The sequence below is a fragment of the Lacrimispora amygdalina genome, assembly GCF_003432035.1.
In the GTDB taxonomy this organism is placed as follows: domain Bacteria; phylum Bacillota; class Clostridia; order Lachnospirales; family Lachnospiraceae; genus Lacrimispora; species Lacrimispora amygdalina.
Window position 1 is genome coordinate 60,260 of sequence record NZ_QOHO01000011.1, and the last position, 22,050, is coordinate 82,309.

General features: G+C 43.4%; 25 protein-coding genes. 1 reads left to right on the forward strand and 24 read right to left on the reverse strand.

The window, feature by feature from the left end:
* Positions 1 to 42: 42 nt before the first annotated feature.
* The 13 genes from DS742_RS02835 to DS742_RS02895 all read right to left on the reverse strand — a co-directional run bounded on the left by DS742_RS02835 (position 43) and on the right by DS742_RS02895 (position 13,361).
* Positions 43 to 1,359: a helix-turn-helix domain-containing protein gene (locus DS742_RS02835; RefSeq protein ID WP_170313343.1), complete on the reverse strand. Its 1,317-nt coding sequence runs from the start codon at positions 1,357 to 1,359 to the stop codon at positions 43 to 45.
* A complete protein-coding gene (locus DS742_RS02840; protein WP_117415520.1) occupies positions 1,334 to 2,347 on the reverse strand; it encodes an ABC transporter ATP-binding protein in 1,014 nt (337 codons plus the stop codon). Before DS742_RS02840 ends, DS742_RS02835 begins: the two co-directional genes overlap by 26 nt.
* A 20-nt stretch (positions 2,348 to 2,367) precedes the next feature.
* A complete protein-coding gene (locus DS742_RS02845) occupies positions 2,368 to 3,162 on the reverse strand; it encodes an ABC transporter permease (protein ID WP_117415521.1) in 795 nt (264 codons plus the stop codon).
* A 6-nt stretch (positions 3,163 to 3,168) separates the two neighbouring features.
* Positions 3,169 to 3,948 (reverse strand): ABC transporter permease, encoded by a 780-nt coding sequence (locus tag DS742_RS02850; protein ID WP_117415522.1) that lies wholly within the window; start codon positions 3,946 to 3,948, stop codon positions 3,169 to 3,171.
* A 151-nt stretch (positions 3,949 to 4,099) separates the two neighbouring features.
* On the reverse strand, positions 4,100 to 4,810 hold the full coding sequence (locus DS742_RS02855) for an ABC transporter ATP-binding protein (RefSeq protein ID WP_117415523.1): 711 nt from the start codon (positions 4,808 to 4,810) through the stop codon (positions 4,100 to 4,102).
* Positions 4,811 to 4,823: 13 nt separating this feature from the next.
* Positions 4,824 to 5,582: an ABC transporter ATP-binding protein gene (locus DS742_RS02860; RefSeq protein WP_117415524.1), complete on the reverse strand. Its 759-nt coding sequence runs from the start codon at positions 5,580 to 5,582 to the stop codon at positions 4,824 to 4,826.
* Between the two features lie 2 nt (positions 5,583 to 5,584).
* Positions 5,585 to 6,661 carry a branched-chain amino acid ABC transporter permease gene (locus tag DS742_RS02865; protein ID WP_117415577.1) on the reverse strand — a complete coding sequence of 359 codons (1,077 nt, stop codon included), beginning with the start codon at positions 6,659 to 6,661 and terminating at the stop codon, positions 5,585 to 5,587.
* 9 nt (positions 6,662 to 6,670) lie between these two features.
* Entirely contained in the window at positions 6,671 to 7,552 is an 882-nt protein-coding gene (locus tag DS742_RS02870) for a branched-chain amino acid ABC transporter permease (RefSeq protein WP_117415578.1), read from the reverse strand.
* 87 nt (positions 7,553 to 7,639) lie between these two features.
* Positions 7,640 to 8,854: an ABC transporter substrate-binding protein gene (locus tag DS742_RS02875; protein WP_117415579.1), complete on the reverse strand. Its 1,215-nt coding sequence runs from the start codon at positions 8,852 to 8,854 to the stop codon at positions 7,640 to 7,642.
* Between the two features lie 151 nt (positions 8,855 to 9,005).
* Positions 9,006 to 10,013, reverse strand: coding sequence for an NAD(P)H-dependent glycerol-3-phosphate dehydrogenase (locus DS742_RS02880; RefSeq protein ID WP_117415580.1), 1,008 nt, complete (start codon positions 10,011 to 10,013; stop codon positions 9,006 to 9,008).
* Between the two features lie 10 nt (positions 10,014 to 10,023).
* Positions 10,024 to 10,668, reverse strand: a complete 645-nt coding sequence (gene plsY / locus DS742_RS02885; RefSeq protein ID WP_117415525.1) for a glycerol-3-phosphate 1-O-acyltransferase PlsY — start codon at positions 10,666 to 10,668, stop codon at positions 10,024 to 10,026.
* A gap of 2 nt (positions 10,669 to 10,670) precedes the next feature.
* On the reverse strand, positions 10,671 to 11,999 hold the full coding sequence (gene der / locus DS742_RS02890; protein ID WP_117415526.1) for a ribosome biogenesis GTPase Der: 1,329 nt from the start codon (positions 11,997 to 11,999) through the stop codon (positions 10,671 to 10,673).
* Positions 12,000 to 12,002: 3 nt separating this feature from the next.
* Positions 12,003 to 13,361, reverse strand: coding sequence for a DUF512 domain-containing protein (locus DS742_RS02895; protein ID WP_117415527.1), 1,359 nt, complete (start codon positions 13,359 to 13,361; stop codon positions 12,003 to 12,005).
* A gap of 202 nt (positions 13,362 to 13,563) precedes the next feature.
* Between DS742_RS02895 and DS742_RS02900 the strand changes: the two genes are divergently transcribed.
* Positions 13,564 to 14,742: a ribose-phosphate pyrophosphokinase gene (locus tag DS742_RS02900; protein WP_117415528.1), complete on the forward strand. Its 1,179-nt coding sequence runs from the start codon at positions 13,564 to 13,566 to the stop codon at positions 14,740 to 14,742.
* A gap of 59 nt (positions 14,743 to 14,801) precedes the next feature.
* Here the strand turns inward: DS742_RS02900 and pgeF are convergent, their stop codons facing one another.
* The 11 genes from pgeF to ffh all read right to left on the reverse strand — a co-directional run bounded on the left by pgeF (position 14,802) and on the right by ffh (position 22,044).
* Complete coding sequence (gene pgeF, locus DS742_RS02905) at positions 14,802 to 15,656, reverse strand: peptidoglycan editing factor PgeF (RefSeq protein WP_117415529.1); 855 nt, start codon at positions 15,654 to 15,656, stop codon at positions 14,802 to 14,804.
* A 14-nt stretch (positions 15,657 to 15,670) separates the two neighbouring features.
* Positions 15,671 to 16,012 (reverse strand): YraN family protein, encoded by a 342-nt coding sequence (locus DS742_RS02910; protein ID WP_117415530.1) that lies wholly within the window; start codon positions 16,010 to 16,012, stop codon positions 15,671 to 15,673.
* A complete protein-coding gene (gene rnhB, locus DS742_RS02915) occupies positions 16,005 to 16,661 on the reverse strand; it encodes a ribonuclease HII (protein ID WP_117415531.1) in 657 nt (218 codons plus the stop codon). Before rnhB ends, DS742_RS02910 begins: the two co-directional genes overlap by 8 nt.
* Positions 16,662 to 16,731: 70 nt before the next feature.
* A complete protein-coding gene (ylqF, locus tag DS742_RS02920) occupies positions 16,732 to 17,577 on the reverse strand; it encodes a ribosome biogenesis GTPase YlqF (RefSeq protein ID WP_117415532.1) in 846 nt (281 codons plus the stop codon).
* Positions 17,578 to 17,586: 9 nt separating this feature from the next.
* Positions 17,587 to 18,138, reverse strand: a complete 552-nt coding sequence (lepB, locus tag DS742_RS02925; RefSeq protein WP_117415533.1) for a signal peptidase I — start codon at positions 18,136 to 18,138, stop codon at positions 17,587 to 17,589.
* Positions 18,139 to 18,201: 63 nt separating this feature from the next.
* Positions 18,202 to 18,549 carry a 50S ribosomal protein L19 gene (gene rplS / locus DS742_RS02930; RefSeq protein WP_097004120.1) on the reverse strand — a complete coding sequence of 116 codons (348 nt, stop codon included), beginning with the start codon at positions 18,547 to 18,549 and terminating at the stop codon, positions 18,202 to 18,204.
* Between the two features lie 162 nt (positions 18,550 to 18,711).
* Complete coding sequence (trmD, locus tag DS742_RS02935; protein WP_117415534.1) at positions 18,712 to 19,455, reverse strand: tRNA (guanosine(37)-N1)-methyltransferase TrmD; 744 nt, start codon at positions 19,453 to 19,455, stop codon at positions 18,712 to 18,714.
* Positions 19,456 to 19,476: 21 nt separating this feature from the next.
* The gene (rimM, locus tag DS742_RS02940; protein WP_117415535.1) at positions 19,477 to 19,986 is read right to left on the reverse strand and encodes a ribosome maturation factor RimM; all 510 of its coding nucleotides are present in this window, start codon (positions 19,984 to 19,986) and stop codon (positions 19,477 to 19,479) included.
* 132 nt (positions 19,987 to 20,118) lie between these two features.
* Complete coding sequence (locus DS742_RS02945) at positions 20,119 to 20,346, reverse strand: KH domain-containing protein (RefSeq protein WP_104437503.1); 228 nt, start codon at positions 20,344 to 20,346, stop codon at positions 20,119 to 20,121.
* Positions 20,347 to 20,361: 15 nt separating this feature from the next.
* Complete coding sequence (rpsP, locus tag DS742_RS02950) at positions 20,362 to 20,604, reverse strand: 30S ribosomal protein S16 (RefSeq protein ID WP_104437504.1); 243 nt, start codon at positions 20,602 to 20,604, stop codon at positions 20,362 to 20,364.
* A gap of 84 nt (positions 20,605 to 20,688) precedes the next feature.
* Positions 20,689 to 22,044, reverse strand: coding sequence for a signal recognition particle protein (gene ffh / locus DS742_RS02955; protein ID WP_117415536.1), 1,356 nt, complete (start codon positions 22,042 to 22,044; stop codon positions 20,689 to 20,691).
* Between the last annotated feature and the right edge of the window lie 6 nt (positions 22,045 to 22,050).

A 22,050-nucleotide genomic window follows, 5' to 3' on the forward strand; every position in this document is an offset into this window, starting at 1 on the left:
TCCCCCTTCTGTGCTGTTACACTATATGCGGGGGTGAAAAGATTATTCCCTTTTCTTTTCGATCCTGTTAAGGATAGATTTTCCGGTATTTACTATTTTCCTGTATTCTTTTTTTGAAATAATTCCCTCATGCAGCGCCTCTTTTAATTCACCGCCATTCAGTGTTATCACCCTGCCATCCGCAGAGCACATGATTTCTAAATACAGCAGGGTAAATGTAAGGCATTGATCCTTTTGACGGTGTAAGTTCCTGATGATATAATAATGATCCCGCAACACCTCCTTGCTGCTGGTAAAAACTGTTTTCCGATACCAGTCCTCACCATCAGGAAAAAACAGATGATATTCATTTTCAGATGTTTTCCAGCGAACCGGTTCTGTTTCATCATCAACAGAAAAGAAATAATTCGTTTCTTCACAGGGAATGCGACAGGCAAATCCATGGATACCCATATGGGATTCCCGGTAAACATGGCTGACCTCACCTTTGTAAAGCCCGGAAGCATCATCGCAGCGAAGCTTGAGGGTTTGAAATCCATCAGGACCGGTAAAGCTGCGGAACAGCCGTTTATGGGCCGTTTCTATGGTAAAATTCAAACTATCAAACAGCTGTTTCGACGTTATTGCCCCGGCAGTAATCTGACACACTCCTGCAAACATGGATAAGGAAATTTCATTACCTTTAAAAGTAAAAGAGGTACCATTCGCTTCAAGGACTTTTAATGTTTCGTTTCTGGCAGAATAATATCCTGCTCCTCCTAAGTTAACCGCAAACTTATCGCCTGCAAGCCGGTAAATGGAACAGTCTCCGCCCAGGAATTCTTCCAGCCGCTGCAGCGCATGTAAGGCGGCGGCCTCCCCCGCATCTTTCCCATAGCAGGTTTTTATAAACCTAATGCCGACAATATCAAAACAGACAACTGCGGAACAGTCTCTTGCATTTAATTCTTCTGCCAGACCGGTCAGATCATATCTTCTGCGGAAAACACCGCATTCATCGCAGATAAATTCCTGTCTTGGATAAAGTCCGAAAAAATGTCTTTTCTTTCTGTATACGCCGGGAGTCTCCTGCCATATTTTATAAAAGGCTCTGGTAAAGACTTCCTGGGAGCTGAAGCCGTAATAAAAGGCTACCTGGCAGACCGATTCCTGTGTTTTTATAAGGCGGCATGCTGCCTCAGAAATCTTTCTTCTGTTTACATACTCCATCATCCCATACTGGAATACCTTATGAAATAAGTATTTTAAATTTGAAACGGAATAATTACAGGCAGCTGCAATCTCTTCTGCTGATATTGTTTCTTTGATATGATCTTCCACATATTGAACTGCATCATTTAGAATATAATAACTGTCCACTTGTTTCTCCTGGTTGAGAGGTATATATTTTTCGTACGATTTCATCAATTTCTGGTTTTTTTATTGTAATATCCGTAACCTCAAAGAGTTCCGAAATGCGGCTTAACAAAACGTTCATGGAAACGAGTCTGGGATTTATGATGTAGGTATGGCAGAGAGGAAGTTCTTTTATAAGCTCTACACCATCTAAGCATAACGGTTCTTTGCAGCACCGGAAGGTGACCTCTGCATAATACTGGTCTGCTCCCTGTGACTTAAACGAAACAACCGGCTGATCAAGCATCAGCTTACCATGATCGATCATAATAATCCGGTCGCAGATTTCTTCTATATCAGCCATATCATGAGTTGTAAGAATTACCGTTGTCTTTTTTTCACGGTTTAACTCTCTTACAAATTTTCTTATTTTATCCTTTACCACCACATCAAGTCCGATGGTCGGTTCGTCCAGATACAGAATATCAGGATCGTGCAAAAGGGCAATCGCCAGTTCTGCCCTCATTTTCTGTCCAAGGCTTAATTGCCGGACCGGCTTATTTAAAAAAGACTGCATCTCTAAGAGTTCCGTGAACATCTCCGTATTTCTTTGAAACCGGACTTTTTCAGTTCCATACATTCTCCGGTACAGTTCAAAAGTGTCTTCCATGGGAAGGTCCCAGTTGAGCTGGGATCTCTGACCAAAAACAACACCGATGTGCCTTGCATTTTCTTTTCTGTTTTCCCATGGGATAATTCCTCCGGTTTTTATTGACCCGCAAGTAGGCGTAATGATTCCCGTCAGCATTTTTATCGTCGTGGATTTCCCTGCTCCATTCGGTCCGATGTATCCAACCAGTTCCCCTTTCTCTACAGTAAACGATAAATCATCCACTGCTTTTCTGACCTCATAGCTGCGGTTTAATAAAGAAGAAAGAGCATTTTTTAATCCCTCAGGACGTTTAAAACTCTTAAATTCTCTGGTTACATGATCAACTGTTATGTAAGACATAATTTCCCTCCGCTCTTGATTTACGATCCAGTACTCTGGTATGCATGAAGCCCCTTTTGCCAAAAGCTGTAGGCAGTAAAGAAAACAAAAGCTCCCACAAAAGGTGTGAGAAACAAAAATAACGGTGACAGCATTCCCTCCTGTCTGTTAATAAAAAACTGGACAGGATAAAAATTAATAAATCCATAAGGCAGTAGAAATGTCAGCAAAAAACGGATGCCGCTATGATAAATCGTAAGAGGATATTGAAGAAAGCAGGTCAAATTCTTGTAAAAAAGCCGATACAGGCCATCGCTTTTCAGGAACCAGAAAGCAGGTACTGTTGTTACCATAAATCCGGCAGCCTGTATTAACGCAGCGCCGGTTATATCAAGGATCAGCCATACTATCTGATTAAATGACAGAGAGATTCCCAGTTTGTGCAGGCTGATTCCTATTATTGCCCCTGCTATCACATAATTGCTGGTATATCCTGCGCTTACTTTCGTACAGATCAGATAAATAAGAGGATTCACCGGCTTTGTTAAAATTTCGTCAAGCTCTCCGCTGCGAATCAGCGTGGGCAGCTTGCCAAAACCTCCCATAAAAAATGTACCCGCTATGGAATAAGAGAGAACGTCAAAGGCGTATAAAAGAAGAATCTCATATAATCCCCATCCCGCCACAGGTCCCACTTTTTTAAGCAGAATGACAAGCAGGATAAAACCGGAAGACCAGCCCAGTATTTTAGCAGTCAGCCGCATAAAATACTGGCCCCTGTATTCCAGCTGTGTCAGAAAAGCAACTTTAGCAAATGCTCCATACAGACCAAACATAATCTTTCAACCTCCCTGTATTTCTATACCGCTTTGAATCCGCTTCCATATCAGCCGCTCTGCCATAAAAAGTATGAGAACCCAGAAAAACTGAATGAGCAATATTTTCTGCCACTGGTCTGCTTCCTGCATTCCAAGCCATATGGCAACCGGCTTATATGCTACATAGGAAAAGGGAAGGAACTCACAAAATGACTTCAGCCAGTCAGGATAAAACCAGAGAGGAATATCGATTCCGGAAAAAAGAAGAAACAATGCATCTGCCGTCATGCGTGTATAGGTACCATCTTTCATCCAGAAGACCAGTAATCCTATGGTATATTGGATCGAAAACATAATTAAAATCCCAAAAGACAGACTGATAAAGAAAATCAAAACAGTCCCAGGACCCGGGACAGGCAGTTTCCATAGAAAAAATGACACTGCAGCAATGAAGATCCCTTCAAACAAAACATGATACAAATTCTCTCCTAACTGTCCAAAGAAGTAATACCATTTTAGAGAAATGGGGCGGATAAAATCAATCGCAATCATTCCTGTCCGAAAACGATCCGCCAGTTCCTCGGCTATCTGGGAACGCAGCAAACCGTTTACCATGGCAGCTATCACCGAATAGGAAACCATAGTTTTAAAGCTAATATTCTTTATTCCGCCCGAATTAAGAACCGCCTGCCAGATACAGATTTTTATGTAAACAGCAAGCCAGTCACCCATAATCTGAAAAAGCAGATTAAATTTATACTGAATTTGCTGACGAAAGCAGCACTTCATAAGCACCCAGTACATATCCTGCCTCCTTTCATTTTTTATTCCGAATGCTATCTTACCATAATCAGGCACTGCTTTCCTGATGTTTTGGACAAACTTTTCTCCGGGAGACAAAAACAGATACCGCAGTCAGCAAGTCCATGCTGCAGTATCTGTTTCAATCTGTTCTTTATTCGCTTAAATATGCCTTCTTTACAGAATCATCATTCATCAGTTCTTTGGCATCACCGCTCAGCACAATGGAGCCGGTTTCTAAAACATAAGCCCTGTTTGCAATGGATAATGCCTTCTTTGCATTCTGTTCCACCAAAAGAACCGTTGTACCGGACTTGTTGATTTCCTGAATAATATCAAAGATTTCATTCACATAAATAGGGGAAAGTCCCATAGACGGCTCATCAAGTACAATTACCTTGGGGTGGCTCATGAGCGCACGCCCCATGGCAAGCATCTGCTGTTCCCCTCCGCTTAATGTACCGGCAGGCTGGTTCTTTCTTTCCAGGAGTCTGGGGAAACGTTTATAAATCATCTGAAGAGTTTCTTCTATTTCATTTTTGTCTCTTCTTGTATAGGCACCAAGCTTTAAATTCTCATACACACTTAAAGCTGCAAAAACCCTTCTTCCTTCCGGAACATGGGCCATGCCCATACCTACGATTTTATCTCCTCTGATTTTGGTAATATCGTGTCCATCAAACTGTATGCTGCCGGATGATGATTTGATCAGACCTGTTATTGTATGAAGAGTGGTTGTCTTACCAGCGCCGTTGGCACCGATCAGTGCAACGATCTCCCCTTCCTTTACTTCAAAGGAAATATCTTTTAACGCCTTAATGACGCCATAATATACTTCCAGATTTTTCACTTCAAGTATTGCCATGTTGAAAGCCTCCTTATTCTCCCAGATATGCCTTGATGACTTCCGGATCATGAAGCACATCCGCTGTTTTACCCTGGGTAAGCACCTGACCGAAATTCAGCACCGTCAAACGCTCACAAATCCCGGAGACAAGCTTCATATCGTGTTCTATTAAAAGAATGGTCATATCAAAATTATCCCGTACGAAACGTATGGTATCCATAAGTTCGGCTGTCTCATTGGGATTCATACCAGCCGCCGGCTCATCAAGAAGCAGGAGCTTTGGACCAGTGGCAAGCGCTCTCGCTATCTCAAGCTTTCGCTGCTTACCATATGGCAGATTGGACGCAAGGGTATCCTTCTCCTTATCCAGATCAAAGACCTTTAGAAGTTCTACCGCTTTCTCATCCATCTCCTTTTCAACTTTAAAATATTGGGGAAGCCTTAAGATTCCCGCAACGGTGGAATAAGGATGACTGTTGTGAAGACCGGTTTTAACATTATCCAGAACAGTTAAGTCTTTAAAAAGACGTATGTTCTGGAACGTTCTTGCTATTCCGGCCCGGTTGATATCCACAGTTTTCTTCCCAGTTATATTATCTCCGTCTAAGAGGATCGTTCCGGCATTGGGTTTATAAACACCGGTCAAAAGGTTAAAAATCGTGGTTTTTCCCGCACCGTTTGGACCAATCAGACCGTAAAGCTGTCCCTTTTCAATGGTGATGCTGAAATTATCTACAGCCCGAAGACCGCCAAATGAAATTCCAAGGTTTTTAATTTCCAGTAAAGCCATGATTATACCCTCTCCTTCTTAGCCCTGTTCAAATGAAAATAACGTTTTCTGAAATCGATCAGCTTCGGACTCCAGTTAAATATCATCATGACAATCAGGATGATGGCATAAATCAGCATACGATAAGCATTTAAACCTCTTAAAAGCTCTGGAAGCAGGGTCAATAAGACCGCCGCAATCATGGAGCCCCGGATGTTTCCGATTCCTCCAAGTACCACAAACACAAGAATCATAATGGACTGGTTGTAGCCAAAATTCTTCTGAGTGGCTGTCAGGGAAGAAAGGTTATGTGAATATAAAACACCTGCAACACCTGCAAGGGAGGCAGATATGGTAAATGCCATAAGTTTATACTTGGTTATATTAATACCAATGGACTCTGCTGCAATTCTGTTATCACGGACAGACATAATCGCACGTCCGGATCTGGAATTGATCAGATTGAGTACAATGAGCAGCGTAATCAAAGTCAGAATCACACCGATGGCAAAGGTGGAGTTTTTAGGTGTGCCGGTAATACCCTGTGCACCATTTAAAATCACCGTTCCGCTTTTCTCCATATTAAGTGCCATGGCATTCTTCATAGAGAAATGAAATCCGTTTGAATCCTTTCCAAGATAAAGTACATTCACAACGTTCTTAATAATCTCACCGAATGCCAGCGTTACAATTGCCAGATAATCACCCCTGAGCCTTAATACAGGGATTCCCACAACGATGCCTGCTGCTGCGGCTGCGGCAGCTCCCACAAGAATGGCCAGGAAAAAGCGGATTCCTGCGTTAGGTAACGCATCCATCATGGAAATAGAGAAAATGGAACTGGAAAATGCTCCCATGCACATAAAACCAGCGTGTCCAAGACTTAATTCTCCCAAAATGCCTACAGTCAGATTTAAGGATATGGCCATGATACTATAAATACAAAGAGGCACTAAAAGTCCCTTCATCAGACTGCTGACCTGTCCGGCAGAAATTAACAGCTGCACGATGATAAATGCTGCAATCACAATGCCGTAAGTAATTAAGTTGGTTTTTAACGTTTTATCGATATGAATCTTTTTAGCTGTACTTTTTTCCATTCCGTCCACCTATACTTTCTCATTGATCTTCTTGCCGAGAATACCGGTAGGCTTCACAAGAAGGACAACGATGAGAACTGCGAAAACAATAGCATCGGAAAGCTGGGATGAAATGTAAGCTTTGCTTAAGTTTTCAATAACGCCCAGAAGCAGGCCTCCGATTAACGCCCCCGGAATCGAACCAATTCCTCCAAATACAGCAGCAACGAATGCCTTAATTCCAGGCATGGAACCGGTATATGGGGTAAGTGTGGGGTATGCAGAGCAGAGAAGTGCTCCTGCAATCGCAGCCAGAGCAGAACCAATTGCAAAGGTAAGCGCAATGGTACCATCTACATTAATTCCCATCAGCTGGGCCGCTCCCTTGTCTTCTGACACAGCGAGCATGGCCTGTCCTGCTCTTGTCTTCTTAATGAACGCAGTCAGTCCAATCATAATAATAACACAGCTGATAATTGTAACGATCGTTTCTCCTGAGATCGTCAGCTTTCCTTCTGCCAGCTTTAATGCCGGAATTGTTACAACAGAAGTAAAGGATTTTGGATTGGAACCAAAGACAAGCAGTGCGATGTTTTGAAGCAGGTAGCTCACACCGATTGCCGTAATCAGAACTGCCAGAGGACTTGCCATACGTAAAGGACGATAAGCGACGCCCTCAATGACCACGCCCAGTACAGTACATAGAATAACCGCAAGGAGAATGCCCGCAACAGGACCTAAGCCCATTGTGCTGACAACTGTGAACACCACGTATCCTCCAATCATAATAACATCACCATGTGCAAAGTTAAGCATCTTGGCAATGCCATATACCATGGTATAACCAAGAGCAATGATTGCATAAACACTGCCAAGGCTTAAACCATTAATAAAATAGGATATGAAACTCATCATACCAACGCACCTCATTCGTCTTTATTAAAGAAAATTATATCAAAGAAGAGGGTCGTCCCTTGGACGGCCCTCCAGCGGGTCATATTACATTGCTGTATAAACGCCGTTTACAATCTTTACTGCCTTAGGAGCCTTATCCGGCTCTCCGTCTGCAGTCCACTTCATATTTTCACCGGTCAGTCCGTTGATGGAAATCTCGGTCATTGCAGTTTTTAACTTATCGCAGATTGCAGAAGCATCCATATCTGCTGTGACGCCTGCTTTTTCAGCTGCTGCTTTCACTGCATAAACTGCATCGTAAGCATCTGCCGCAAACTGGTTTGGAGTCTCACCGTACTTCTCTTTGAAGGAGGTTACGAATTTTTGAGTCAGATCATCCTTTGCATCAGCTGCAAAAGGTGTTAAAAGCATTACATTCTCAGCAAGAGCTGTATCGAAATTCTCTACTGTAAGAAGTCCGTCAAGACCATCACAGCCAAAGAACGCAGGTGCATATCCCATCTGTTTTGCCTGGGCAAGAATTAAAGCTGCCTGTGAATAGTAGATAGGAAGGAAAACAAGCTCTGCACCGGAATCCTGTGCTTTCTGAAGCTGTACAGAGAAGTTCGTGTTGTTGTCTGCTGTAAATGCTTCATCAGCTGCAATTTCAATGCCCTGATTTGCAGCTTCGGAAATAAATTTATCATGAATGCCGGATGAGTAAACATCAGAGCTGTCATAAATAACCGCTACTTTGGTAGCCAGTTTGTTTTCACCGATATACTGCGCTGAAGCTGCACCCTGGTTTGGATCTGAGAAACATACACGGAACTGATTTTCAAACTTGGTACAGTCTACTGCAGATCCGGATGGTGTTAACTGGAACATGTTATCGTTGCTGGACTCAGCACCAACTGCAATACAGGGAGCAGAAGTAACAGTTCCCACCAGTAACTGCATACCCCAGTCTTTTAAGGTATTGTAAGCATTCACTGATTTTTCCGTATCATTTTCATCATCCTGGAAATTAAATTCGATCTTTGCGCCGTTAATACCGCCATTTGCATTAATCTCATTCACTGCCAGTTCTGCACCATTCTTTACGGCCTGTCCGTAAATAGCAGTGCTTCCGCTGATAGGGCCGATTCCGCCGATCTTAATTGTACCCTCTCCTGCTGCTGCGCCGGCTGCGGTGGTCTGTGTCTCACCCTTGGATTCTGTTCCAGCTGCGGTTGTTCCCTCTGAAGCTTTTCCGCTTCCGCAGGCAGTTAAAGATGCCGCCATGGCAATTGCCAAACTAAGACTCAGTAACTTTTTCATAGATTTTTTCACAATCCATTCCTCCTCATGAAACAATTTTATATACGCCACATTAACGTTGTAACGTATACATAGTCTTTATAATAGAATGGCTTTTAAAAAATGTCAACTAATTTTGGTTCAAAAAAATAAAATAAAGTCAGCTTTTGGATTATTCCCACGGAATATCAGAACTTTCAATCGTCTTATCCCGCAGCATCAAATCTCGCACTGCTTCTGATGCTGACTTGCCGTCAAACAGCACTGCGTTCACCTGTTCTACGATAGGCATGGATACCTCATATTTCTCCGATAAAGCCAGTGCTGCTTTTGCAGAGTAGATTCCCTCTACAACCATCTTCACTTCTTTTGTCGCTTCTTCCATGGACTTTCCCTGGCCCATGAGAATTCCTGCTCTTCTGTTCCGGCTGTGCATGCTGGCACAGGTAACAATTAAATCACCGATTCCGGATAAACCGCCAAACGTCTGAATCTTGCCTCCCATGGCAGTGCCAAGTCTTGATATTTCAGCAATGCCTCTGGTGATCAGCGCAGCCTTTGTATTATCTCCATATCCCAGTCCGTCTGCGATACCAGCTGCCAGAGCAATGACATTCTTTAAAGAACCTCCAAGCTCAATTCCCTGAATATCCGGGCTTGTATAAACCCGGAATACCTCGCTCATAAAGATGCTCTGAATGTATTCGGCAGTCTTTCTCGTGGAGGCGCCTGCCACACAGGTCGTAGGAAGGCCCTTGCTCACTTCCTCCGCATGACTTGGTCCGGATAATACCGCAACATCTGCCATAGGAAGTTCCTCTTCCAGAATCTCAGACAAAGTCATCAAAGTCGTTTCTTCAATTCCTTTTGCCACATTCACAACCACCTGCCCATAGCGGCAGAATGGATTCATCCGTTTCGCCGTTGACCTGACGTAGACAGAAGGAACTGCAGTAACTAAAAGATCTTTCCCTGTCATAGCTTCTTCCAGATCTTGCGTAAATACCATATCTTCCGGAAGTATCAGCTCCGGAAGCGTATGATGCCGGTGAGTCTGCTCCATCTCTTTAATCTCATCCGGCAGAGCAGACCAGACCGCTACCTCATGTCCATTATTATATAGAAGTACTGATAATGCCATACCCCAGCTTCCTGATCCGATGATTCCAATTTTAGCCATCCGACTCACCTCATTTTGTTTTTCCTGATCCAAAGGATATTTTATTCTCTTTGCCATGGATCAGCCTGCCGATATTTGCCCTGTGGCGCCAGAATGCCTGACCGCAGATTAAAGCCGCAACTATGTAAAATTCCGGCAGAAGTTCCTGCTTCAGTCCATATGCACCCATCGATGCGAACACACACATCCAGATAAGGAATATGGTTGCTACAACCAGCGAACCAAGAGATACATATCTTGTAATCAATACGATTAAAATAAAAGAAATCAGGCACAGTAAGGTCATTCTTAAATCAGACGCCATAATAAGACCTGCAGTAGCGGCAATTCCCTTTCCCCCCTTAAACTGCAGATAAAACGGATAATTGTGACCCAGAATAACACCGAAACCGGTATACAGGATCAGAAGATATATCATCTCCGGCTGATTTTGAAACACCAGGCGGATTGCCAGGCAGGGAAGAAGCGACTTTAAAAAATCACCGAAAAAGACGACTGCTCCCGCTTTAGGCCCCATGACCCTGAGTGCATTGGTGGTGCCGGAATTACCGCTTCCGTATTTTCTGATATCAATTTTATGTGTTTTACCGTAAAAATAACCGGATTGCAACAGTCCGCAAAGGTATCCTGCAATAAGGCAGATGATTCGTTCCATAATTATTGTTCCTTTCCGCTCCGCTCTCTATATATAAACTTTAAGGACGTTCCCTTAAAACCAAACGCATCCCGGATCTTATTCTCTATATACCTGGTATAGGAGAAATGGGTGAGTTCTTTATCGTTTATAAAGATAACAAACGTCGGCGGTTTCACAGCTACCTGTGTGATATAGTAAAGGCGGAGACGCTTGCCCTTATCAGACGGCGGCTGCTGAAGTGCAACTGCTTCCGTCATAATTTCGTTTAAAACTCCGGTTGCAACACGCAGAGTCTGATTCTCCCGTACCATATCAATCAGTTCAAAAAGCTTATTCATTCTCTGTCCGGTCTTTGCGGAAATAAATATAAATTCCGCATACGGCATAAAGGATAAGGTATCTTTTATTTTCCTGGTGTATTCATAAATGGTCTTGTCATTTTTTTCAATGGCATCCCACTTATTCACAGCCACAATGATTCCCTTTCCCCGTTCATGGGCAATTCCTGCAATCTTGGCATCCTGTTCGGTAACACCTTCCTCCGCGTCAATTACCACAACCACCACATCGGCCCGTTCTACTGCTGTCACTGTACGGATAATGCTGTAACGTTCCAGTTCTTCTTTAATTTTACTCTTTCTTCTAAGTCCGGCCGTATCAATAAATACGTATTCCGTACCATTATGGACAATTTCCGTATCTACCGCATCTCTTGTAGTTCCTGCAATATTGGATACAATAACGCGGTTTTCACCCAAAAGCTGATTAATAATAGAAGATTTACCCACATTGGGCTTTCCAACGATTGCGATTCTCGGACGGTCATCGTCTTCCTCTTCTGTCTGAAATGCGCCAAAATGCTTGGCAACTTCGTCAAGAAGATCACCTAATCCCAGCCTGGAAGCTGCTGATACAGGGATGGGATCTCCGATACCCAGATTATAAAATTCATATACATCATTGCCGAATTTCTGGAAACTGTCCACCTTGTTCACTGCAAGGACAACTGGTTTCTTTGATTTCCGAAGCATGTCTGCAACCTTTGAATCGGCATCTACCAGACCCTGACGTACATCCACAATAAAGACAATGACATCTGCAGTAGCGATGGCGATTTCCGCCTGTTCCCGCATCTGGGAAAGAATAATATCGCTGCTGTCCGGTTCAATTCCGCCTGTATCGATCAGGGTAAAATTCATATCCAGCCAGGTACAGTCAGCATAAATACGGTCTCTGGTTACTCCCGGCGTATCTTTTACTATAGAAATAGTCTCACCGGCTAAAACATTAAACAGCGTAGACTTTCCCACATTGGGGCGGCCTACGATGGCAACTACTGGTTTACTCATATATTATATCTCCTTTAATTCATATCCGTCATAAGAAGGTTTCTTTTCCTCAGCGTATCCTAAAACAGCGTAAACGAAATCCTGACCGCTTGATTTTACAATATCTACCTGTACTTGTAAAGCATTTTGTACATCCTGACGGGTCAGGTCGTCAAGAAACACTTCTTCTCCGCTGCGAAACATGCACTCTGGAAGCAGAAGTCTTCTACCAAGAGGTTTTCCTTTTAACTGGGCGATTAAATCCTGTCCGGTAATTAAACCGGCAACCGTAATCTGCTCGCCAAAGAAATGATTAACGATTGGGTAAACATGAACGGTCCGCCCCGGAAACTGATCGCAAACCATCCTTGCATGGTTCTCTATAAAAGGTGCTGCAAGCGTTCCTGTTGCAATGGAAATCTCCTCTGCGGAATCATCTTCCCCTTCTTCTTTCAGGGCTTCTTTTACCTCAGTCTCTAAAAGCCGAAGCATACCCACACCGTTTTCCAGCTGAATGTATCCGTCATACCGGGTTTCTTCCGGCATACTCCTCTCAGCCAGAATATAAAACTCATCGCTTGCATGAATAAAATGACAGCCATGCTCTTTATAAAGCGTCTTCTGCCACCGCTCCACAATCTCCAGAACGGATATGGCATCCTCTTTTGTAACAGGGCTTAGCGGGAATAATCCATCCCTGAATTTTGATACCCCTACCGGCACCACCGATACACTTTCCATATAAGGGAGATATTTCGATAAATCTCTTATGGTCCGTTCCAGTTCTTCTTTGTCATTCACACCTTTGCAGAGCACGATCTGACCGTTCATGGATATCCCTGCCTCATACAAACGGTCAATTTTTTCAAGAGCTTCACCTGCAAACCGGTTATGAAGCATCTTGCATCTCAGTTCAGGATTTGTGGTGTGAACGGATATATTAATAGGTGCCAGTTTAAACTCTATGATCCGCTCAATATCGTGTTCGCTCATATTGGTTAAGGTGACATAGTTCCCCTGCAAGAACGAAAGCCTGGAATCGTCATCTTTAAAGTAGAGGGTATCCCTCATTCCGGGAGGCATCTGGTCAATAAAGCAGAAAATGCAGTTATTCCTGCAGGTACGGTACTCACTCATCAGACCGTTCTCGAAGGTAAGTCCTAAATCTTCATATTGGTTCTCTATTTCTAATTCCCACTCTTCCCCGTTTTTTTTCCTTACGGTCATAAGAATGGATTCACTGTTTACGTAATACTCATAATCGAAGATGTCTTCCAGTTCATGTCCATCGATGGAAAGGACTTCATCTCCAGGTTCCAGTTCCAGTTCTTCTGCAATAGAACCGGTGTCTACAGCTTTAATAACATGTCCTCTTTTGCTCATTTCTATTTTACCTTTCTGCAGCTGTCTTTTATATCATAACAAGATTGTCACTCTTTGTAAAGGAAGCGTTTTTTGTTTTTTTCAGTGAAATACTGCAAAGACTATTGACGCATTCTGTCATTCAATGGTATAAAAAGATGTAAGATTATAAAACAGGCAGTCTTACGACTGGCTGTTCATTTATTATGGAGGAATCTTTGTCATGGCAAATGATTATGTATTTAACGACCAGCTACCTGTTGCTCCCCTAAAGATCGCAGCGCTGGAAAGCTGCGGGGAACTGGCCAGGAAGGTAAATGACCATATTGTCGGTTTTCGCAGAAACGATATCGAGGAGTTAAAGCGCCGTGAGGCAGATCTTCACTACCGCGGCTACGATATCGACTCTTATCTTCTAAGCTGCGAGTGTCCTCGCTTTGGAAGCGGCGAAGCGAAAGGAATCGTCAAGGAATCTGTCCGTGGTACCGATGTTTTCGCAATGGTGGATGTCACTAATTACAGCATATCCTATACAGTGAACGGATATACAAACCACATGTCTCCTGACGATCATTTTCAGGATTTAAAGCGTATTCTTGGTGCATGTACAGCTACCGCCCACAGGGTCAGCGTAATTATGCCGTTTCTATATGAAAGCCGCCAGCATAAGAGAACCAAGCGGGAATCTCTTGACTGTGCAATGGCATTAGAAGAACTGGTGAACATGGGAGTAAGCAATATTATTACCTTTGATGCCCATGATCCAAGAGTGCAGAATGCCATCCCATTAAGCGGCTTTGACAATTTTATGCCGACTTACCAGTTTATTAAAGCTGTATTAAGACAATATCCTGATTTAAAGATTGACAAAGAACACATGATGGTTATAAGCCCCGATGAAGGTGCCATGGACCGTGCCGTATACCTTGCAAATAACTTAAGTGTAGATATGGGTATGTTCTACAAGAGAAGAGATTATTCAAAAATTGTAGGCGGACGCAACCCCATCGTAGCCCACGAGTTTCTTGGTGCTTCCGTGGAAGGCAAAACAGTGCTGATCGTAGATGATATGATTTCTTCCGGAGAAAGCATGTTAGATACTGCCAGGGAATTAAAGGAACGCAGGGCGGACAAGGTGATTGTATGCTGTACCTTCGGACTGTTCACCAATGGCCTTGAAAAATTTGATGATTTTTACAGCAAAGGATACATTGACAGAGTTGTAACTACCAACTTAAATTACCGTCCCAAAGAACTGTTTAACAGAGAGTGGTATGTAGAAGCCGACATCAGCAAGTATATTGCTGCAATTGTAAATTCCTTAAACCACGATGTTTCCATCAGTACAGCATTATCCTCTACGGATAAGATTCAGCAGCTGCTGAAAAAATACAAAGCATAAGCCACTTACACCATGCAGTAAAAGTCCGGAAGAACGAATTCTCCCGGATTTTTACTGCCTTATTCTTTTAACCCCAAAAATGCTGCCAGATTGCCCCTTTCATTGCCTGATGTGCGGTGGGAAAACAGATAATCGGAATTGCAGTGGGTGCAGATATCCGTTATCTGTATGTTCTCCGGTTTCACTCCGGCCTCTAATAGTATGATTTCATTGGCTTTCCATAGATCCAGCATGAACTTGTCATTCTCTTTTTCCCGCAGAATCTTATCCCAGTCTTTTTTTGCAAAAGCCTTTTTAAATTCCAGAGCTACCTCTGCCCCTACTTCATAGCAGTCCCCGCAGATACTGGGACCGATACAGGCAATTAAATCTTCTGCTTTTGTTTTGTATGCTTCCTTCATTTTTTCGGCTGTGACTGCTCCCATACGCTTTACCGTGCCTCTCCAGCCCGAATGGCTGAGTCCGATTGCTTTGTTCACAGGATCTAAGAAATACAGGGGAACACAGTCCGCATAAAAGGTGACCAGAGTAATTCCACGGGCATTGGTGATGAGCCCGTCAACATCTGTGTAGTCTCTTTCCTTTACAATTCCCTTGCCGGCATCCTCTTTCGTAACCAGACGGACATTGGTGGTATGGGTCTGATACGATAAAACCATCCGTTTCTCGTCAACGCCAAGAGCGGCACCCATTCTTTTGTAATTCTCCATTACATGGTCCGGATTGTCTCCTCTGGTAAATGTAAAATTAAGGGTTGCAAATTTACCCTGGCTGACCCCACCCATTTTTGTGGAAAATCCCTGGGTAACCAGTCCTGTTTTTTCCAATATGGGAAAGGATAAATAAGGCACCGATTTAGTTTCAATATAATCCATTCCCGTTTCTATGCCCTTACGTTTCCATATATCACTCATTCCAGCACCTCCTTTTAAAATGCATCCCGAATCAACCGGATTTCCTGTCCTAAGATTGCCACCACATCAAACCGGCATGGCACGGACTCTCCCAGCCGGTGTCTGTATAAATACCGCCTTGCTGTATTCCTGATTTTCAGCTGTTTTCTGGCATCCACCGCTTCTGCAGGGTCTCCCTTACTCGCATTTTCCCGGTATTTTACCTCTATAAACACATAATACATTCCATCTTTTGCTATTAGGTCGATTTCTCCTGACCGGTCCCGGTAATTCCGCTCCAGAATTTCATAGCCGGCATGCTCCAGATAATCTGCAGCTACCCCTTCAAACCGGCTTCCGGTCTCTCTGTTATTCATGATTCTCCCCAGATACGAAATTTTTAATAAAGCTCCGTCTGTGAATTGGGCATGGTCCATGGTCCTTCAGTGCTGCAATGTGGGCTCCGGTGCCATATCCCTTGTGTTTTGCAAAACCATACTGTGGAAATAGTTTATCATACTCTTCCATCATATGATCCCTTGTCACTTTTGCCATGATACTGGCAGCTGCGATTGACACGCTTTTTCCATCCCCTTTCACTATCGGGATCTGGGGAATGTCAAGCATTGGGATGGTAACCGCATCATTTAACAGGATATCAGGTATCATTCCCAGTTTCGAAACCGCAATTCTCATAGCTTCATAGGTTGCCTGTAATATATTGATTTCATCAATCCTGGCCGGACCCACTATGCCCAGTCCAACTGCCAGTGCCTTTTCCTGTATTTCCTCAAATAAAGCTTCCCTGCGCTTTTCAGACAGCTTTTTCGAATCATTTAAAAAGAGAATCTCACAATCTCTAGGTAGTATAACCGCTCCTGCAACAACAGGTCCTGCCAAAGGCCCCCTCCCTGCCTCGTCAATCCCGCAGACAAGTACGTGAGCATCATATCTCAGTTCAAATTCCTTCATCACTTCTAACCGTTTTAACTCTTCCAGACGTTTCTCTTCAGTTAATTTTTTCATCCTTTTTCTCCAGTAATATGATTAAAATAAGGACCTGCTCCTGTAAATGAGCCGGCCCATTGATGTATTCTTATGATTGCTGCGGAGTCTCCAGGGTAAGACGGCCCAGTTTTCCGCTTCTGAAGTCCTCAATCAGCAGATTAGCCGCTCTGTTTAAATCCAGTTCTCCTCCTCTTGCAAGACATGCTCTGGCCTTTGCGATCTGCATGAGACCTTCCAGGGGATCTTCCGCTGAAAGCTCATATCGTTCGGATAAAACATGGGGATAGGATTTCATTAAGAAACGGATCAGTTCCATGGCCAGTTCCTCTTTATTTAAGATCTCATCGTTGATGGAACCGATGAGGGCAAGACGGATGCCTACCGTCTGATCTTCAAATCTTGGCCACAATATTCCCGGTGTGTCAAGGAGCTCCAGGCTTTTATTCAGACGGATCCACTGATTTCCCTTTGTGACACCCGGCTTATTTCCTGTTTTTGCGCAGGCTTTCCCCGCAAAAGAATTAATAAATGTGGACTTTCCCACATTGGGAATTCCAACTACCATGGCACGTACCGGGCGGTTTAAAATTCCCCTTCTCCGGTCCCGTTCGATCTTTTCCTTACAGGCTTCCAAAACAACACCGTTAATGGATTTTAAGCCTGCACCGCTTTTTGAATTCACTTTTACAACATGACAGCCTTTTTCTTCAAAATAAGCTGCCCATGCACTATTACACCGTTCATCTGCAAGATCCGATTTATTCAGCAGTATCAGGCGGGCTTTCCCCGCTCCCAGATCATCAATGTCCGGATTACGGCTGCTTAAAGGCACTCTTGCATCTACCAGTTCGATAATCAAATCAATTAATTTGATATCTTCCTTCATTGCCCTTTTGGCTTTGGTCATATGACCTGGGTACCATTGTATATTCATAACATTCCTCTATTTCGAACGAATTAATTCCAGCTTTACAAGGGGCAGCATTCGTAACCATATTTTCCCTTTGATCTGACTGCCGCTGACATTCCCGATATTGGAAAAACGGCTGTCTTCACTGCTGTCCCGGTTATCTCCTAACAAAAAATATTCCTCTTCTCCCAGCTTCATGGGCTTTTCAGCCAGCCCTGCCAGGGATATCCGGCCAAGTCCTGCCGGCTCTTCCAGCTTCTCGCCATTGATATAGATCTCATCGTTTTTGATCTGCACCGTCTCTCCAGGCAGTCCAACGATGCGCTTTACATTCATCTTCTGGTCTTCTCTTTGAAACACAACCACATCAAACCGGTCCGGCTTCCCAAAATCATAGGACAGGCGATCCATTAAAACCACATCACCGGACGCAAAAAGGGGAAGCATGGAATGCCCTGCAACAACGATCTGAGTTCCATAAGCATAGACCAGAAACCATGCAAATGCAATCACTACAACGATGTCAACAATCCAGTTGACAAAATGGCGGAGCCTGTTATTATCTTCACTATGATAAAAATCCATCTATGACACCCCACCTACTAAAGAAAGGGACAATTTACATTGTCCCCCTCAAATGTTCCGGAATTATTTAACCAGTTCTTTGACCTTAGCAGCCTTACCAACTCTGTCTCTTAAGTAATTCAGTTTTGCTCTTCTTACTTTACCCTTTCTTACAACTTCAACGTTGTCTACGGAAGGGGAATGTAATGGCCAGGTTTTCTCAACGCCGATACCGTTAGAATTCTTTCTTACAGTAAAGGTTTCTCTTGCGCCGCCGTTCTGTCTCTTGATAACGGTTCCTTCAAAAATCTGGATTCTTTCGCGGGTTCCCTCTTTGATCTTGTTGTATACTTTTACAGTATCACCAACATGGAAAACCGGTACGGTCTGCTTTAACTGTGCTGCTTCAATATTCTTAATAATTTCGTTCATCGTGTGAACCTCCTTGATTTTATTTGATGTTCTTAATACTTCATACTGGAATCCGTAACAGAGGACCATCGCCTTTTGATCACAACATTTTGTATTTTATCATAAAGGATTGTCGAATGCAACCCCCCTCTTTAAAATAACAAGAATAAGTTTATTGCTATCTTAACCGTTTTCCTGCTCTTTCATAAGCTTATTTAAAAATTCTTCCTCTTTTTTAGACAGAACCGCTTCTTTTAAAAGATCCGGCCTCCGCTCTAAAGTCCGCTTTATGGATTGCTCCCGTCTCCAGCTTTCAATATTCTTATGGTGTCCGGATAATAAAACCTCAGGAACCTTTAATCCCCGGTACTCCTCCGGCCTGGTATACTGGGGATACTCAAGCAGATTGTCATGAAAGGATTCAAATTCAGCTGAGGACTCATTATTTAACACCCCCGGTATTAACCGGGAGATGCAGTCAATCATGACCATGGCAGGAAGCTCTCCGCCGGTCAGCACATAGTCTCCAATAGACAGGAAGTCCGTCGCCACAAGATTTAATGCTCTCTCGTCAATTCCCTCGTAGTGGCCGCAGAGAAAAACCAGATCCTCTTCTTTGGCCAGTTCCCCTGCAATGGTCTGATTGAATACAGTTCCCTGGGGTGTCATATAAATCACACGCGGCTTCTTACCTGTCTTTCTGCACAGATCGTCATAAGCCTCACATATGGGCATGGGCTGCATTACCATTCCCGCGCCGCCCCCATATGGGTAATCATCCACACTGTGGTGCTTGTCCTTAGAATAGTCTCTTATATCAATTGCTTCTATGGATAAAAGTCCTTTTTCTGCGGCTCTTCCGATAATGCTGGTATTTAAGCCGTTTAAGACCATATCAGGAAACAGCGTCAATATATGATAATTCATTCTTTATTTCCACTCCTATCCTTAATCCAGAAGCCCGTCCATCATATGGACTGTGACTGTTTTCTTCTCCAGATCCACATTCAGAACGCATTCTTTAATTGCGGGCAGTAAAACCTCTCTGCCATCAGTCATCTTAACCTCATAGACATCATTGGCCCCAGTTTTAATCACATCGGTCAATGTCCCCAGTTTTTCCCCATCATCTTTCACAACCGAAAGACCAATGAGGTCAATAATAAAGTTTTCATCAGGGCCCAGTTTTACTGCCAGATCTCTTGTGATCAAAAGATCCTTACCCTTGTATTTTTCAATTTCATTAATGGAATCATATCCTTTAAACTTCAGGATTACCATGTTTTTGAAGAATTTTACTCCCTCAATTTCCAAATCAATCTGTTCCCGGCCTGTATCCAGAATCACTTTCTTTAATTGTTTAAAACGGGCGGAATCATCCGTCGTTGGAAACACCTTCACTTCTCCCTTTACCCCATGGGTGGAAGAAATCACTCCGACTCTTAGCAAATTTTCCATTTGTCTCTCCATATCATATAAAAGAAACCGGATATTACTATCCGGCTTAATTCTCCACATTGTTTCGTAAACCATTGGTTTATGAAAGCAAAAGAAGACCGTCTTCCCGACAGGCCGGCGGTCTTACAAAAGCTACTGGATTTCTACAGTAACTTTTTTATCTTCTTTGGAAGCTGCTGCTTTTACAACAGAGCGGATCGCTTTCGCAATTCGTCCCTGTTTGCCAATTACCTTACCCATATCGGAAGGTTCTACCGTAAGTTCAAGAACGATTTCATCGTCTTTTACAGTCTCAGTAACAGCAACATGATCTGGATTATCAACCAGTGCTCTTGCAATTACTTCTACTAATTCCTTCATATGCTTCACCTCTCACTACTGGATACCGGCGATCTTTAAAAGCTTGCTTACAACTTCTGTTGGCTGAGCACCTGTTGCTAACCACTTTTTCGCGTTCTCTTCGTTAAACTTGATTACGCTTGGTTCTGTGGTAGGATCATAGTATCCAACTTCTTCGATGAATCTGCCATCTCTGGGAGATCTGGAATCTGCAACTACAATTCTATAGAAAGGAGCCTTTTTCTGACCCATTCTTTTTAATCTCATTTTTACTGCCATGTTCTAATTCACCTCCTTAAATCTTAAATTGTAAAACTTATATATAGCGACGCAGGAATCTGCCTTGCTAACATCAATGTAATATTAAAACGGTAATTTCAGTTTACCAAGAAGTCCTGCGCCTCCACGGCGTTTTCCTCCTCCAAGCATTCCAGGCAGCTGTTTCATCATCTTCTTCATCTGATCAAACTGCTTTACAATCCTGTTTACCTCACTGATATCAACCCCTGCTCCCTGTGCCACACGCTGCTTTCTGGACGCATTCTTCATCAGGTCAGGATTGGTCCGTTCTTTGGCTGTCATGGAAAGGATAATCGCTTCCACCCGGTCCATGGCCTTTTCATCAATATCCATATCTTTCATCTGTCCCATGCCTGGCATCATACTCATAATGCTGGCCATGCCGCCCATGTTTTTAACCTGGGTCATCTGGTCCAGAAAATCATTGTAATCAAATTCTGCTTTTTTAAGCTTCTGGGATAATTCCCTGGCTTTCTCTTCGTCCACCTGGGTCTCCGCCTTCTCAATCAGAGAAAGGATATCTCCCATGCCTAAAATTCTGGAAGCCATACGGTCCGGATAAAACTGCTCCAGATCAGACAGCTTTTCACCCATACCAACGTAGAGAACCGGTTTTCCGGTGACAGCACGGATAGAAAGCGCGGAACCGCCTCTTGTATCACCATCCAGCTTTGTAATGATGACACCGTCAATTCCAATCTTGTCATGGAACATACCGGCAACATTCACAGCGTCCTGTCCTGTCATGGCATCAACTACCAGAATCGTCTGATGAACTTCAACACTGTCCTTAATCTCAATCAGCTCATTCATCATGTCTTCATCAATGTGAAGACGTCCTGCCGTATCTAAAATCACAACATTCTGACCATTCTTTGCTGCAGATGCAAGTGCAGCCCTGGCAATATCAGCCGGCTTCTGGTTTTCTCCCATGGAAAATACCGGAACGCCCTGCTTCTCACCGTTGATCTGAAGCTGTTTAATCGCAGCGGGACGGTAGACGTCACAGGCAGCCAAAAGGGGATTTCTTCCCTTTGCCTTTAACTTGCCGGCAATCTTGGCGGTTGTTGTTGTCTTACCTGCACCCTGAAGACCAGCCATCATAATCACGGTAATCTCACTGGCAGGTTTCAGTTCTATCTCTGTTGTCTCAGAGCCCATTAACTTAACCAGCTCTTCGTTTACAATCTTTATTACCATCTGGCCGGGAGTCAGGCTGTTCTGGACATCCTGTCCAATTGCTCTCTCCTGTACAGCACTGATAAACTGTTTTACAACCTTAAAGTTAACGTCTGCTTCCAATAAAGCCATCTTCACTTCTTTTAAGGCTGTCTTTACATCCGCTTCGGACAAACGTCCTTTGCCTCTTAAATTCTTAAATACATTCTGTAACTTATCGGATAAGCTCTCAAAAGCCATCTAACG